At 71.3% G+C, this 13349-nt stretch carries 16 protein-coding genes and 4 tRNA genes; 15 read left to right on the forward strand and 5 right to left on the reverse strand.

Annotated features, from left to right (window positions below; all coding sequences use genetic code 11):
- Positions 1-13: 13 nt before the first annotated feature.
- On the forward strand, positions 14-280 hold the full coding sequence (locus CP969_RS22865) for a GlsB/YeaQ/YmgE family stress response membrane protein (RefSeq protein WP_004984577.1): 267 nt from the start codon (positions 14-16) through the stop codon (positions 278-280).
- A gap of 120 nt (positions 281-400) precedes the next feature.
- Here the strand turns inward: CP969_RS22865 and CP969_RS22870 are convergent, their stop codons facing one another.
- Positions 401-889, reverse strand: a complete 489-nt coding sequence (locus CP969_RS22870) for a YajQ family cyclic di-GMP-binding protein (protein ID WP_016825034.1) — start codon at positions 887-889, stop codon at positions 401-403.
- Positions 890-1126: 237 nt separating this feature from the next.
- On the opposite strand from CP969_RS22870, the gene CP969_RS22875 reads away from it, so the two are divergent.
- Positions 1127-1208: transfer RNA gene (locus CP969_RS22875), tRNA-Tyr, on the forward strand.
- Positions 1209-1349: 141 nt separating this feature from the next.
- The gene (locus tag CP969_RS22880; protein WP_004984575.1) at positions 1350-1562 is read left to right on the forward strand and encodes a hypothetical protein; all 213 of its coding nucleotides are present in this window, start codon (positions 1350-1352) and stop codon (positions 1560-1562) included.
- Between the two features lie 31 nt (positions 1563-1593).
- On the opposite strand, the gene CP969_RS22885 is transcribed toward CP969_RS22880, so the two are convergent.
- Both CP969_RS22885 and CP969_RS22890 read right to left on the reverse strand, forming a co-directional pair.
- A complete protein-coding gene (locus tag CP969_RS22885) occupies positions 1594-2250 on the reverse strand; it encodes an SDR family oxidoreductase (RefSeq protein ID WP_004984574.1) in 657 nt (218 codons plus the stop codon).
- 148 nt (positions 2251-2398) lie between these two features.
- Positions 2399-3664 carry an amidohydrolase family protein gene (locus tag CP969_RS22890; RefSeq protein ID WP_016825031.1) on the reverse strand — a complete coding sequence of 422 codons (1266 nt, stop codon included), beginning with the start codon at positions 3662-3664 and terminating at the stop codon, positions 2399-2401.
- 313 nt (positions 3665-3977) lie between these two features.
- Here CP969_RS22890 and CP969_RS22895 point away from each other — a divergent pair.
- From CP969_RS22895 to CP969_RS22935, 9 genes are all read left to right on the forward strand, one after another.
- Positions 3978-4050 (forward strand) — tRNA-Thr (locus tag CP969_RS22895).
- Between the two features lie 46 nt (positions 4051-4096).
- Positions 4097-4169: transfer RNA gene (locus CP969_RS22900), tRNA-Met, on the forward strand.
- A gap of 87 nt (positions 4170-4256) precedes the next feature.
- On the forward strand, positions 4257-4421 hold the full coding sequence (gene rpmG / locus CP969_RS22905; RefSeq protein WP_003948671.1) for a 50S ribosomal protein L33: 165 nt from the start codon (positions 4257-4259) through the stop codon (positions 4419-4421).
- Between the two features lie 128 nt (positions 4422-4549).
- On the forward strand, positions 4550-5002 hold the full coding sequence (locus CP969_RS22910; protein ID WP_004984570.1) for a MaoC family dehydratase N-terminal domain-containing protein: 453 nt from the start codon (positions 4550-4552) through the stop codon (positions 5000-5002).
- A gap of 8 nt (positions 5003-5010) precedes the next feature.
- Positions 5011-5439 carry a MaoC family dehydratase gene (locus CP969_RS22915; protein ID WP_004984569.1) on the forward strand — a complete coding sequence of 143 codons (429 nt, stop codon included), beginning with the start codon at positions 5011-5013 and terminating at the stop codon, positions 5437-5439.
- Between the two features lie 162 nt (positions 5440-5601).
- Positions 5602-6171 carry a TetR/AcrR family transcriptional regulator gene (locus CP969_RS22920; RefSeq protein ID WP_004984567.1) on the forward strand — a complete coding sequence of 190 codons (570 nt, stop codon included), beginning with the start codon at positions 5602-5604 and terminating at the stop codon, positions 6169-6171.
- An 89-nt stretch (positions 6172-6260) separates the two neighbouring features.
- Positions 6261-7700, forward strand: a complete 1440-nt coding sequence (locus tag CP969_RS22925; protein ID WP_004984566.1) for an MFS transporter — start codon at positions 6261-6263, stop codon at positions 7698-7700.
- Positions 7701-7750: 50 nt separating this feature from the next.
- Entirely contained in the window at positions 7751-8131 is a 381-nt protein-coding gene (locus tag CP969_RS22930) for a hypothetical protein (protein ID WP_004984564.1), read from the forward strand.
- A gap of 69 nt (positions 8132-8200) precedes the next feature.
- Positions 8201-9256, forward strand: a complete 1056-nt coding sequence (locus CP969_RS22935) for a UDP-N-acetylmuramate dehydrogenase (RefSeq protein WP_016825029.1) — start codon at positions 8201-8203, stop codon at positions 9254-9256.
- Positions 9257-9262: 6 nt separating this feature from the next.
- On the opposite strand, the gene CP969_RS22940 is transcribed toward CP969_RS22935, so the two are convergent.
- Both CP969_RS22940 and CP969_RS22945 read right to left on the reverse strand, forming a co-directional pair.
- Positions 9263-10303, reverse strand: coding sequence for an adenosine deaminase (locus tag CP969_RS22940; RefSeq protein WP_004984562.1), 1041 nt, complete (start codon positions 10301-10303; stop codon positions 9263-9265).
- Positions 10304-10432: 129 nt separating this feature from the next.
- A complete protein-coding gene (locus tag CP969_RS22945; protein ID WP_016825028.1) occupies positions 10433-11659 on the reverse strand; it encodes a pyridoxal phosphate-dependent aminotransferase in 1227 nt (408 codons plus the stop codon).
- 293 nt (positions 11660-11952) lie between these two features.
- Between CP969_RS22945 and CP969_RS22950 the strand changes: the two genes are divergently transcribed.
- The 3 genes from CP969_RS22950 to nusG all read left to right on the forward strand — a co-directional run bounded on the left by CP969_RS22950 (position 11953) and on the right by nusG (position 13320).
- Positions 11953-12025: transfer RNA gene (locus CP969_RS22950), tRNA-Trp, on the forward strand.
- Between the two features lie 108 nt (positions 12026-12133).
- On the forward strand, positions 12134-12421 hold the full coding sequence (secE, locus tag CP969_RS22955; RefSeq protein WP_016825027.1) for a preprotein translocase subunit SecE: 288 nt from the start codon (positions 12134-12136) through the stop codon (positions 12419-12421).
- 80 nt (positions 12422-12501) lie between these two features.
- Positions 12502-13320: a transcription termination/antitermination protein NusG gene (gene nusG, locus CP969_RS22960; RefSeq protein WP_026084953.1), complete on the forward strand. Its 819-nt coding sequence runs from the start codon at positions 12502-12504 to the stop codon at positions 13318-13320.
- Positions 13321-13349 lie beyond the last annotated feature (29 nt).

Here is a 13349-nt window from a genome sequence, read left to right on the forward strand (position 1 = left end):
GCAGGGTCAGAGCATGACGATCATCAGCTGGATCATCCTGGGACTGTTGGCCGGAGCGATCGCGAAGTTCCTGCTGCCGGGCCGCGATCCGGGCGGGCTCATCGGCACGACCCTGATCGGTATCACCGGCGCGTTCATCGGGGGCTGGATATCGGCCCGTTGGCTCGACCATCCGGTCACCAAGGACTTCTACGACGGCACCACCTGGATCGCCGCGATCGGCGGCTCGCTGGTCCTGCTGATCGCCTACCGCCTCCTGTTCGGCCACTCGCGCGACTGACCGCGCCCCGCGACCGCAGCCGACGGGCGGGAAGGGTGGGCGCCCCGGGGCGCCCACCCTTCCCGCCCTTCCCGTGTCCGTGAGGTTCGCGGACGTCACCGGCCCTCGGCCGTGCGGGTCCTACCGGTAGTTCACGAACTGCAGGGCGAAGTCGAAGTCCTTGCCCTTCAACAGGGCGATGACGGCCTGCAGGTCGTCACGGCTCTTGGAGCTGACCCGCAGCTCCTCGCCCTGCACCTGGGCCTTCACGCCCTTCGGGCCCTCATCCCGGATGATCTTCGCCACCTTCTTCGCGTTCTCCTGGGAGATGCCCTCCTGGATCGACGCGAAGATCTTGTACTCCTTGCCCGAGAGCTGAGGTTCGCCCGCGTCCAGGGCCTTCAGGGAGATACCGCGCTTGATCAGCTTGGACTGGAAGACATCGAGGACGGCCTTCACCCGGTCCTCGGAGTTCGCCTCCATGAGGATCTTCTCCCCGGACCACGAGATCGAGGCGCCCACGCCCTTGAAGTCGTAGCGCTGCGAAATCTCCTTGGCGGCCTGGTTGAGGGCGTTGTCGACCTCCTGCCGCTCGACCTTCGAGACGATGTCGAAACTGGAGTCGGCCATGTCCTGTGGCTCCTTGTATCGGGGGCACGTATCGGGCTGCGAACCGGATGCGTACCGGCGTACGTGGGGCGGCCACCGAGCCCGGCATCGGTCCCGGGCCGCATCCGGACAAGCCTAGCCACCCCCCGGAGTCCGGGCGGCGATCAATATGGGTGGCGAAGCATCCCTGTCCATCGGGTATTGTTTACGTCGTTGCCAGGGAGCGCAGCCGAGAAGGCGGCTCCGGGCAGCTACCCCGGCGGTGTGCCCGAGCGGCCAAAGGGAGCAGACTGTAAATCTGCCGGCTCAGCCTTCCCAGGTTCGAATCCTGGCGCCGCCACACTGGGGAAAGCCCCCTCCCTCCTGCGGAAACGCAGGGCGGAGGGGGCTTCTTCGTGCGTGCCCTCTCCTCGTGGCCGTTTGGTGGCCGCCCGGTGGCCGCTTCGTGTCCGCGGGCACGGCCCCGGGGCACACTGGCCCCATGTCGCCCCGCCGCAGACCCTGCCCCGAGTGCCGCCGCGAGATCGCCGTCGTCGCCGGGCGGTACGCGCGCCACGACCCGCCCGGCGCGCGGGGGAGCGGCGAGCTGACCTCGTGCCCGGGGTCACGACGGCGGGCCCTGCCGGGTGCGGAGCAGCCCTCGCTGGACGGCTACGCGGTACCGGAGTTCCCGGGGCAGATGCCCCTCTTCTGACGCCGTTGCGGCCGGCCCGCCGAAGTCCCCCTCAGTTGCCCGCCACCGACTTCACCGCCACCGACACCGGCGCGGGTCCGCTGATCAGTTCCAGGGTCAGGCCGGCCGTCGCGGGGGTGTCCACCAGCTCCGCCAGGACGGCGGCCACGTCGTCGCGCGGGATCGGACCGCGGCCCGTGTGGGCCTCCAGACGGACCAGGCCGGTGCCGGCGTCGTCGGTGAGCCGGCCGGGGCGCAGGATCGTCCAGTCCAGCGCGTCCAGGCCGCGGACGTACGCGTCCGCCTCGCCCTTGGCGCGCAGGTAGACGTCGAAGACCTCGTCCCCCTCGTGCGCCGGGTCCGCGCCCATGGAGGACACGACCACGAAGCGCCGTACGCCCGCGCGGACCGCCGCGTCGGCGAAGAGGATCGCCGCCGCCTTGTCCACCGTCTCCTTGCGTTCCGCCCCGCTGCCCGGACCCGCTCCCGCGGCGAACACCGCCGCGTCCGCGCCCGCCAGCCGCTCCGCTACCTCCTCCACCGAGGCCGACTCCAGATCGAGCACGATCGGTTCGGCGCCCAGCTGCCGCAGCTCGTCGGCCTGTTCGGGCTTGCGGATGATCCCCGCCACCTCGTCCCCGCGCGCCGCGAGCAGCCGTTCGAGGCGCAGCGCGATCTGACCATGACCACCAGCGATGACAATGCGCATGCCTTCGACCGTACGCCGGGACGGCCGCATCCGCCGCACGACTCCCATGACTCCCACGACCCCGGCGGTTCGCCCGACGCCCTTCCCCGGTTCCGCACGCTCCCCGCACACCGGCGCCCCCGCCCCGGCCGACCGGCCGGCGGCCGCCTCAGGGTGCCTCGCTCCGCCCCTGCCGCGGCAACCCCAGCTCCTCCGCCGCCAGACCGCAGTACTCCCGCACCGCACTCGTCCGCGCCACCACACGCCCCCGATGCACCACGACACGGCTGTACGCCAGCGACAGCGCCGCGGAGAGCCGATCGCCGCGCACGGCCAGCAGTTCGGCCGGGAAACCCGCCTCCACGCGCACCTCGGGCAGTCCCAGGACGGCCCGCGCGGACGCGCTCACCGCGTCGTAGGCGTCCTCGGCGGGCAGCCCGTGGAGTGAGGCCAGCAGGTACGCCGCCTCCAGCGGATCGCCGCGGCCCACGGGGTTCGACACGTCCCGCAGGGCACCGCTCCCGGCGGCCACCCGCACGCCCGCCGAGCGCAGCAGCCGCACCGGAGGCGTGCCCCGGCGATCGGCGTCGCCGCAGCCGCCCTGCGGAAGGCACACCACCGTCACCCCGTTCGCCGCGAGCCGGTCCGCGGTCCGTGCGGCGACCTCGGCGGGAAACCGGGCGAGACCGCCGCACGGACCCAGGGCCACTCCCGGCCGCAGCCCGCCGGCCATCGCCGCGAACCGGGCCAGGCGGGCGGGGTCGGTGGCGTCCGTGTGCAGGTCGACGGGGCAGCCGTGCTCGGAGGCGACCTCCAGGACCGCCTCCACGTACCCCGTGGGGTCGGGGTCGAGATCCGGACAGCCGCCCACCACGGAGGCGCCCATCTTCATCGCGTCCCGCAGCACCGCCAGGTCGTCCGCCCCGGCCACCCCGGTCAGCACCCGGGGCATGGCCACCGTCGTCAGTTCGGCCAGTCCGCGCAGCGAACGCCGCGCCCGCAGTACGGCGTTCAGCGCGCCGAGCCCGGCCACGCCGCCCACCCGCACGTGGGCCCGCAGCACCGTCGCCCCGTGCCCGAGCTGGAGCAGCGCGGCCTCCGCCGTCCGGCGCTGGACGTCCTGGGGGTCGTAGGAGACGGGACCGCCGGCGTCGGCGGACAGGGCCGTGTCGGCGTGGGCGTGGGGCTCGGCCGGGGCCGGCAGGAGCAGGTAACCGGTGAGGTCGACCCGGGTGCCGTCCGCGCCCGTGCCGTCCGACGCCAGGCTGCCGGCCGTACCGACCGCCTCGATGCGCCCGCCGCCCAGCCGTACGTCCACGGTCCGCCCGTCGGTGAGCCGCGCGCCGCACAGCAGGAGCGGAGCCGGGTCGGCCGAATCCGGGAACGGCGCCGAGGACGGCGGGCGGGGCGGCGGCTGCGGACGGCTGTCGGGCATTGCGCTCCTGGGGCTCGGACTGCGCGCAGGGGGCGCACATCACGCTGAGACAAGATCACGCAGAGTGATTCGAGCCTAGGACGGTGGCCTGTCCCCCGCCGGGAGGAGCGCAATAGTCGTACCGGTGTGGTCCGCCGTGTGCGCGGTGTGTGCCGGGCGCGGGCCGTGCGGCCGGTGGGTGGGGCGGGGAAGGGACGGTAGAGGCAGGGGGAAGGGGCGGGGAAGGGATGAAAGAGGCAGGGGGCAGCGCGCGACAAGGGGCCGAAACGGATTTGGGTGAACGGCCGCGGACCGTGTAATGTCTTCATCGCTCGCCCCAATAGCTCAGTCGGCAGAGCGTCTCCATGGTAAGGAGAAGGTCAACGGTTCGATTCCGTTTTGGGGCTCTGGTGCGAGAGGTACCCGCTGCGAGGCGGGGCCCGATCGCATCGCAGCGGTGTAGCTCAGTCGGTAGAGCAAGCGGCTCATAATCGCTGTGTCACCGGTTCAAGTCCGGTCACCGCTACAGTCAGTAGCCGATTGCGGGGTCGGTCCTTCGATCGGCTACTCTTTCTGCGTTAAACAGTCCATCCGTTCGTCAAGGAGCACTCACGTGGCTGCCACCGACGTCCGCCCGAAGATCACGCTGGCCTGCGTGGAGTGCAAGGAGCGGAACTACATCACCAAGAAGAACCGGCGCAACAACCCGGATCGTCTTGAAATGAAGAAGCACTGCCCGCGTTGCAACGCGCACACCGCGCACCGCGAAACGCGATAAAACAGGCTCGCACACGAGGCCGTCCCCGCAGTCGGGGGGCGGCCTCGTGTCGTTTCCCTCACCGGTCGACCCGCGGCCGTCGTGTTCGCCGTAGGGTCATGACACCAGACACAGGAGGTGCCGCGCGCATGGCGCTCGACCAGTCCTTCGTGGGGCGGACCTACCCGCCCACCGAGCCCTACGAGGTGGGCCGGGAGAAGATCCGTGAGTTCGCCGAGGCAGTGGGGGACGCCAACCCGGCGTACACGGACGCGGAGGCCGCCAAGGCGCTCGGCCACCCCGATGTGATCGCCCCGCCGACCTTCGTGTTCGCGATCACCTTCAAGGCGGCCGGTCAGGTCATCGCCGACCCCGGGCTCGGCCTGGACTACAGCCGTGTGGTGCACGGCGACCAGAAGTTCGCCTACGTCCGTCCGGTGCGGGCCGGGGACCGGCTCACGGTCACCTCGACCATCGAGTCGGTCAAGTCGATGGCCGGCAACGACATACTGGACATCCGCGGCGAGGTGCGCGACGAGGCCGGCGAGCACGTCGTGACCGCCTGGACCAAGCTGGTGGCCCGCGCGGCCGAGGAGGCGTGAGCAACACCATGACGGCGAAGATCTCCTACGCCGACGTCGAAGTCGGCACCGAGCTGCCCGCGCAGACGTTCCCCGTGACCCGGGCGACCCTCGTCCGGTACGCGGGCGCCTCCGGCGACTTCAACCCCATCCACTGGAACGAGAAGTTCGCCAGGGAGGTCGGTCTGCCCGACGTCATCGCGCACGGCATGTTCACCATGGCCGAGGCGATCCGCGTGGTGACCGACTGGACCGGGGACCCGGGCGCGGTCGTGGAGTACGGCGTCCGCTTCACCAGGCCGGTCGTCGTCCCGAACGACGAGCAGGGCGCCGTCATCGAGGTCAGCGGCAAGGTCGCGGCCAAGCTCGACGACAACACGGTCCGCGTGGACCTCACGGCGACCAGCGCCGGGCAGAAGGTGCTGGGGATGTCGCGGGCGGTCGTACGACTGGCCTGACGCGGGGCCGGAAGAAACGCGAGAAGACGACGTGAGGGGTGTCCTCCGCCACCAGGGCGGAGGACACCCCTCACGCCTTTCGGCCGGGCCTCGCTTCTCCCGTCGAGAGGGGAGGCGGGATTCCCCTTGACGTGGTTAGTGATTGAGCACTAACTTGCTGGCATGGTCAGGATGAGCGCAGAGGAGAGGCGCGAGAGCGTCGTCCGCGCGGCGACCGCCGAGTTCGCGCGCGGCGGCTATCACGGCACGTCGACCGAGGCGATCGCGAAGCGGGTCGGCGTCTCGCAGCCGTACCTCTTCCGGCTCTTCCCGGGCAAGAAGGCCATCTTCCTGGCGGCGGCGGAGCGCTGCTCGCAGGACATCATCCGCATGTTCACGGAGGCCGCCGAAGGGCTGGAGGGCGAAGAGGCCCTGCACGCGATGGCGAACGCCTACACCAGGACCATCGCGGAGCGGCCCGAACTGCTGATGATGCAGATGCAGATGTACCTCGCCGTGGCGGCCGCGGAGCAGGAGGGCGACCACGAGTTCGGCGCGTCGGTGCGCGCCGGCTGGCTGCGGCTGTGGGACACCGTCCACCTCGCGCTGGGGGCCGACGTCGGCGAGACGACGACCTTCATGGCGTACGGGATGCTCATCAACTGCGTGGCGGCCATGGGGTTCCCGCCGGAGCACCGCATCTGGGAGGGGCTCTCCCCGTCGGCGCGGTCCGAGTGCCCGTCGAGGGAGTGACGGAAGGGGGCGGGGCGAGGCCGCCTTTTTTCGGCGCAGAGAAGTTAGTCATCAATAACTAACCAAAGGGACCATCTCCTGGGGGAGCGATGTCACAGCAGACCACCGGCCGCGGATCGGCCGCCTGGGCACTCGTCATCACCAGCGTCGCCGGATTCATGGCGGCCCTCGACAACCTCGTCGTCACCACCGCCCTGCCCTCCATCCGCGAGGACCTGGGCGGGGCGCTGCACGACCTCGAATGGACCGTGAGCGCCTACACGCTCACCTTCGCCGTCCTGCTGATGTTCGGCGCGGCCCTCGGCGACCGCTTCGGCCGCCGCCGGCTCTTCGTCGCCGGTCTGGCCGTCTTCACCGGGGCGTCCGCCGCCGCGGCCATGGCGCCCGGCATCGACTCCCTCATCGCCGCCCGCGCGGTCCAGGGCGCCGGAGCCGCGGTCATGATGCCCCTCACCCTCACCCTGCTGACGGCCGCCGTGCCCGAGGCGCGGCGCGGGACGGCCTACGGCATCTGGGGCGCCGTCAACGGACTCGCCGTGGCCTCCGGACCACTCGTCGGCGGCAGTCTCACCGAACACATCTCCTGGCAGTGGATCTTCTGGCTGAACGTCCCGCTGGGCCTGCTCCTCATCCCGCTCGCGCGCCTGCGCCTCGCCGAGTCCCACGGCACCGGAGCCCCGCTCGACCTGCCCGGCACCCTGCTCGCCAGCGGCGGCCTGTTCGGCATCGTCTACGGCCTGGTCCGCGGCCCCGTCGACGGCTGGACCGGAGCCGTCGTCCTCACCGGCCTGTTCGCCGGGACGGCACTGCTCGTCGGCTTCGTCCACTACAGCATCCGCGCCAGGAACCCCATGCTGCCGATGCGGCTGTTCCGCTCCCGGGCCTTCTCCGGCATCAACGCGGCGAGCCTGCTGATGTTCCTCGGCATGTTCGGCTCGATCTTCCTGCTCAGCCAGTACCTGCAGGGCGTGCTCGGCTACTCGCCCACCGAGGCCGGCCTGCGGATGCTGCCCTGGACCGGGATGCCGATGCTCGTCGCCCCGATCGCCGGCCTCCTCTCCGACCGCGTCGGCGGCCGTCCGGTCGTCGCCACCGGGCTCTTCCTGCAGGCCCTCGGCCTCGGCCACCTGGCCTGGGTGGCGACCGCCGAAGCCTCCTACACCGCCCAGCTGCCCGCCCTGGTCGTCAGCGGCGTCGGCATGGCCCTGTTCTTCGCCCCGGCCTCCAACCTGGTGATGTCCAGCGTCCGGCCGAAGGAGCAGGGCATCGCCTCCGGAGCCAACAACGCCCTGCGCGAGGTGGGCGGCGCCCTCGGCATCGCGATCATGGCGTCGATCTTCTCGGCCCGGGGCGGCTACGCGTCCGCCCAGTCGTTCGTCGACGGACTGCGGCCGGCCCTGGTCACGGGGGCCGCGGCGGTCGCCCTCGCGGGATTCGCCGTCCTGCTCGTACCGGCCCGCGGGCCCGCCCGCCCCGAGGGGCCGCCGGCCGCCCGGCCGGCCGAGCCGGTTCTGGAAAGCGCCTCCTGAACGTCTCCCGGACATCCCGGTCAGCCCGCCCGAAAGGAAGGAGCCCGGTCGTGCCGATCCTCCCCTGGACCGTTCCGAACACCCCGCCGCCCCACGCCGAGGTGCACGTCTTCGCCTCCCGCTTCGAGACCCGCACCCTCTGGGGAGCCCTGCGGTTCTTCTTCAAGACGCCCGGAGTGTGGTGGCAGGTGAGCAGGGCCCCCGGCGCGTACGGGGCGACCCTGAAGGCAGAGCCGCTGCGGCGGACCTTCTGGACCCTCTCCGCCTGGGAGTCCCCGCAGGCCCTCGGCGCCTTCGCCCGCTCCGGCCCGCACGCACCGACGGCCCGGCGCCTCGCCCGGCAGATGCGGGACGCGAAGTTCGCCCGCTGGACGGCGACGAGCGACGACCTCCCCGTCGACTGGTCCGAGGTCGCACGGCGCCTCACCTGAGCGCACGCGCGCGTACGAGCCCCACCGCCCCCGCCGGCCGCAGCCGGCGGGGGCCTTAGTCTTGAGCGCGTGCAGGAACTCCACGACGCCCCCCTCGCCCCGCTGACCACCTTCCGGCTGGGCGGCCCCGCCACCCGGCTGGTCACCGCGACGACCGACGACGAGGTGATCGCCGTCGTCCGCGAGGCCGACGACAGCGGCACGCCCCTGCTGATCATCGGCGGCGGCTCCAACCTGGTCATCGGCGACAAGGGCTTCGACGGCACGGCACTCGTCATCGCCACCCGGGGGTTCGCCCTGGACGGCACGCGTCTGGAACTCGCGGCCGGAGAGGTGTGGACCGACGCCGTCGCCCGCACCGTGGAGGCGGGACTGGCCGGCATCGAGTGCCTGGCCGGCATCCCCGGCTCGGCGGGCGCGACCCCCATCCAGAACGTCGGCGCGTACGGGCAGGAGGTCTCCGCCACCCTCACCGAGGTCGTCGCCTACGACCGCCGGGCCCGCGAGACGGTCACCCTCACCAACGAGGAGTGCGCCTTCTCCTACCGCCACAGCCGCTTCAAGTCCGACCCCGAGCGCTACGTCGTCCTGCGCGTCCGCTTCGCGCTGGAGGACGCCGACGGCCTCTCCGGCCCCCTCCGGTACGCCGAGACGGCCCGCGCCCTCGGCGTCGAGCCGGGCGATCGGGTCCCCCTGTCCACGGCCCGCGAGACGGTCCTGAAGCTCCGCGCCGGAAAGGGCATGGTCCTGGACCCCGAGGACCACGACACCTGGTCGGCCGGCTCCTTCTTCACCAACCCGATCCTCACCGACGAGGAGTTCGCGGCCTTCCGCGCCCGCGTGGAGCAGCGCCTGGGCGCCGGCGCCGAGCCTCCCGCGTACCCGGCGGGGGAGGGCCGCACCAAGACCTCCGCGGCCTGGCTGATCGACAAGGCGGGCTTCACCAAGGGGTACGGCGACGGTCCGGCCCGCATCTCCACCAAGCACACCCTCGCCCTCACCAACCGCGGTGACGCGACCACCGAGGACCTGCTGGCGCTCGCCCGCGAGGTCGTCGCCGGCGTGCGCGAGGCCTTCGGCGTCACGCTGGTCAACGAGCCGGTGACGGTGGGCGTGAGCCTCTGAGCGGGCTCACCCCGCCGGCGCCGCCAACCACTCGTCCACACCCGCCAGCAGCTTCGCCTTCACGTCCTGCGGCGCCGCCGACCCCCGCACCGACTGCCGGGCCAGCTCCGCCAGCTCGGCGTCCGTGAAGCCGTGGTGGAGCCGCGCGATCTCGTACTGCGCCGCCAGCCGCGAGCCGAACAGCAGCGGGTCGTCCGCGCCCAGCGCCAACGGCACACCCGCCTCGAACAGCGTCCGCAGCGGCACGTCCTCCGGCTTGTCGTACACGCCCAGCGCCACGTTCGACGCCGGGCACACCTCGCACGTCACCTGGCGGTCCGCGAGCCGCTGCAGCAGCCACGGATCCTCCGCCGCCCGCACCCCGTGCCCGATCCGGTCCGCCTCCAGGTCGTCCAGGCAGTCCCGCACCGAAGCCGGCCCCGTCAGCTCCCCGCCGTGCGGCGCCGACAGCAGACCGCCCTCGCGCGCGATCGCGAACGCCCGGTCGAAGTCACGGGCCATCCCGCGCCGCTCGTCGTTGGACAGCCCGAACCCGACGACCCCCCGGTCCGCGTACCGCACCGCCAGCCGGGCCAGCGTGCGCGCGTCCAGCGGGTGCTTCACCCGGTTGGCGGCCACCAGCACCCGCATCCCGATCCCGGTGTCCCGCACCGCCGCGTCCACCGAGTCCAGGATGATCTCCAGCGCCGGGATCAGCCCGCCCAGCCGGGGCGCGTACGACGTCGGGTCCACCTGGATCTCCAGCCAGCGCGAACCGTCCCGCACCTCCTCCTCCGCGGCCTCCCGCACCAGCCGCCGGATGTCCTCCGGCTCCCGCAGGCACGAGCGCGCCGCGTCGTACAGCCGCTGGAAACGGAACCAGCCCCGCTCGTCCGTGGCCCGCAGTCTCGGCGGCTCCCCGCCGGTCAGCGCGTCGGTCAGCGCCTCGGGCAGGCGCACCCCGTACTTGTCGGCCAGTTCCAGCAGGGTGGCGGGCCGCATCGACCCGGTGAAGTGCAGGTGCAGATGGGCCTTCGGCAGCTCAGAGACATCACGTACACGCTCCATTCCTGGATCCTGCCGTACATCCCGGCCACCCCGGTAGCGGGTTCCCCTTTCGTGGTCTTGCTCGCACATATGAACAGGGGTGCCCGGGAGGAACCCGGGCACCCCTGTCGCGGACGAGTGGGCGGAACGTCAGTCCCGCGCCTCCGCCAGCAGCTTCTGGATCCGGCTCACGCCCTCCACCAGGTCCTCGTCACCCAGCGCGTACGACAGCCGCAGGTACCCCGGCGTGCCGAACGCCTCACCGGGCACCACCGCGACCTCGGCCTCCTCCAGGATGAGCGCGGCCAGCTCCACGGAGTTCTGCGGCCGCTTGCCCCGGATCTCCTTGCCGATCAGCGCCTTCACGGACGGGTAGGCGTAGAAGGCGCCCTCGGGCTCCGGGCAGAGGACGCCGTCGATCTCGTTCAGCATCCGCACGATGGTCTTCCGGCGCCGGTCGAAGGCCTCCCGCATCTTCGCCACCGCGTCCAGGTCGCCGGAGACCGCGGCCAGCGCCGCCGCCTGCGCGACGTTCGACACGTTGGACGTGGCGTGCGACTGGAGGTTGGTCGCGGCCTTGACCACGTCCTTCGGGCCGATGAGCCACCCCACGCGCCAGCCGGTCATCGCGTACGTCTTCGCCACCCCGTTGACCACGATGCACTTGTCGCGCAGCTCGGGCAGGAGCGCCGGGAGCGAGGTGAACTCCGCGTCGCCGTAGACCAGGTGCTCGTAGATCTCGTCGGTCAGCACCCACAGCCCGTGCTCGACGGCCCAGCGGCCGATCGCCTCGGCGTCCTCGGCGCCGTAGACCGCGCCGGTCGGGTTGGAGGGCGAGACGAAGAGGACCACCTTCGTCCGCTCCGTGCGGGCGGCCTCGAGCTGCTCCACGCTCACGCGGTAGCCGGTCGTCTCGTCGGCGACGACCTCGACCGGGACACCGCCGGCCAGCCGGATCGACTCCGGGTACGTCGTCCAGTACGGCGCGGGCACGATGACCTCGTCGCCCGGGTCGAGGATCGCGGCGAAGGCCTCGTAGATGGCCTGCTTGCCGCCGTTGGTGACCAGGATCTGGGAGGGGTCCACCTCGTAGCCGGAGTCGCGCAGCGTCTTCGCGGCGATCGCGGCCTTCAGCTCGGGCAGGCCGCCGGCCGGCGTGTATCGGTGGAACTTGGGGTTCTTGCAGGCCTCGATCGCGGCTTCGACGATGTAGTCCGGCGTCGGGAAGTCGGGCTCACCGGCGCCGAAGCCGATCACCGGTCGCCCGGCGGCCTTGAGGGCCTTGGCCTTGGCGTCCACGGCGAGGGTGGCGGACTCGGAGATCGCGCCGACTCGGGCGGAGACCCGGCGGTCGGTGGGAGGGGTTGCAGCGCTCATGGACCCATCGTTCCAGACCGGAAACACATGTGACACGGGGGTTTCACCGACTGAACAGGATCGGGCCCACCCCTGAACACCAGTCCGGATCGACCCGCGGGGGAGCCACCGGGCAGGGCGATCACCCGCCGATCTCCCGCCGATCTTCCGGTGGCGGGACCCTCCGCGGCCACTTTCTGTTCGACGCCCGGCCCAGGACCACGTACACTCTCACCTCGTTGGCCTTCAACGGCCCGTGTTCATCCGGTGCACACCGAGCACTCGGCGGGATGCGGTACGTTGGTGGCGCACAAAGGGTCGTAGCTCAATTGGTAGAGCACTGGTCTCCAAAACCAGCGGTTGGGGGTTCGAGTCCCTCCGGCCCTGCTACACACACCTTCGCCAGGATGTGTGCGCATGTACGTACAGCAATGCACCGCCGTGCGGCTCAGACCGGGCGCGGCACGGCCACGACCCGGAATCAGGTGAGGACGAGTGACGGACGCCGTGGGCTCCATCGACATGCCTGATGCCCAGGACGAGGCGCCGGACTCCAAGAAGAGGAACCGCAAAGGCGGCAAGCGCGCCAAGAAGGGCCCGCTGAAGCGCCTCGCGCTCTTCTACCGCCAGATCGTGGCGGAGCTCCGCAAGGTCGTCTGGCCCACCCGCAACCAACTGACGTCGTACACGACGGCCGTGATCATCTTCGTGGTCATCATGATCGGTCTGGTCACCTTGTTCGACTATGGTCTCGGTCACGCCGCCAAGTACGTCTTCGGCTGAGCCGGGAGCGAAGAGCGCCGAGGTACCCGGCGCTCCTTTCGCATGTTCCACCCCTATGTATCCAGGAAGAAGCAGCCACCGTGTCTGACCCGAACGTGAACGACGCCGTTGAGCCTCGCGGCGAGGGGGCCGAGTCCGTCGAGGACGCGCTCGACGCCGTCGCGGGCGCGGACATCGAGGACACCGAGGCCTCCGCCGAGGCCGAGGCTGCCGACACCGCGGACGAGTCCGCCGAGGCCGAGGACGTCGCCGAGGGCGAGGAGACGGCCGAGGAGGACGACCGCGACCCGGTCGAGAAGCTCCGCGAGGAACTGCGGACGCTGCCCGGCGAGTGGTACGTCATCCACACGTACGCCGGATACGAGAACCGGGTGAAGACCAACCTGGAGCAGCGCGCCGTCTCGCTGAACGTCGAGGAGTACATCTTCCAGGCCGAGGTGCCGCAGGAAGAGGTCGTCCAGATCAAGAACGGCGACCGCAAGACGATCAAGCAGAACAAGCTCCCGGGCTACGTCCTGGTCCGCATGGACCTGACGAACGAGTCCTGGGGCGTCGTCCGCAACACCCCCGGTGTCACCGGCTTCGTGGGCAACGCCTACGACCCGTACCCGCTGACGCTGGACGAGATCGTCAAGATGCTCGCCCCGGAGGCCGAGGAGAAGGCCGCCCGCGAGGCCGCCGAGGCCGAGGGCAAGCCGGCTCCGCAGCGCAAGGTCGAGGTCCAGGTGCTGGACTTCGAGGTCGGCGACTCGGTCACCGTCACCGACGGCCCGTTCGCCACGCTCCAGGCGACCATCAACGAGATCAACCCCGACTCCAAGAAGGTCAAGGGCCTGGTGGAGATCTTCGGCCGCGAGACGCCGGTCGAGCTCTCCTTCGACCAGATCCAGAAGAACTGACCCCTCGGGCCGGATCCTCTGGACCCACG

Source organism: Streptomyces viridosporus T7A (assembly GCF_008704515.1).
GTDB lineage: Bacteria > Actinomycetota > Actinomycetes > Streptomycetales > Streptomycetaceae > Streptomyces > Streptomyces viridosporus.

Bases quoted from the DNA above. Each gene is read 5' to 3' on its own strand.
- CP969_RS22945 (WP_016825028.1), bottom strand. From the start codon at position 11,659: ATGAGCGCTGCAACCCCTCCCACCGACCGCCGGGTCTCCGCCCGAGTC.
- CP969_RS22885 (WP_004984574.1), bottom strand. From the start codon at position 2,250: ATGCGCATTGTCATCGCTGGTGGTCATGGTCAGATCGCGCTGCGCCTC.
- CP969_RS22915 (WP_004984569.1), top strand. From the start codon at position 5,011: ATGACGGCGAAGATCTCCTACGCCGACGTCGAAGTCGGCACCGAGCTG.
- CP969_RS22940 (WP_004984562.1), bottom strand. From the start codon at position 10,303: ATGGAGCGTGTACGTGATGTCTCTGAGCTGCCGAAGGCCCATCTGCAC.
- CP969_RS22870 (WP_016825034.1), bottom strand. From the start codon at position 889: ATGGCCGACTCCAGTTTCGACATCGTCTCGAAGGTCGAGCGGCAGGAG.
- CP969_RS22920 (WP_004984567.1), top strand. From the start codon at position 5,602: ATGGTCAGGATGAGCGCAGAGGAGAGGCGCGAGAGCGTCGTCCGCGCG.
- CP969_RS22910 (WP_004984570.1), top strand. From the start codon at position 4,550: ATGGCGCTCGACCAGTCCTTCGTGGGGCGGACCTACCCGCCCACCGAG.
- CP969_RS22925 (WP_004984566.1), top strand. From the start codon at position 6,261: ATGTCACAGCAGACCACCGGCCGCGGATCGGCCGCCTGGGCACTCGTC.
- CP969_RS22880 (WP_004984575.1), top strand. From the start codon at position 1,350: ATGTCGCCCCGCCGCAGACCCTGCCCCGAGTGCCGCCGCGAGATCGCC.
- CP969_RS22865 (WP_004984577.1), top strand. From the start codon at position 14: ATGACGATCATCAGCTGGATCATCCTGGGACTGTTGGCCGGAGCGATC.
- CP969_RS22890 (WP_016825031.1), bottom strand. From the start codon at position 3,664: ATGCCCGACAGCCGTCCGCAGCCGCCGCCCCGCCCGCCGTCCTCGGCG.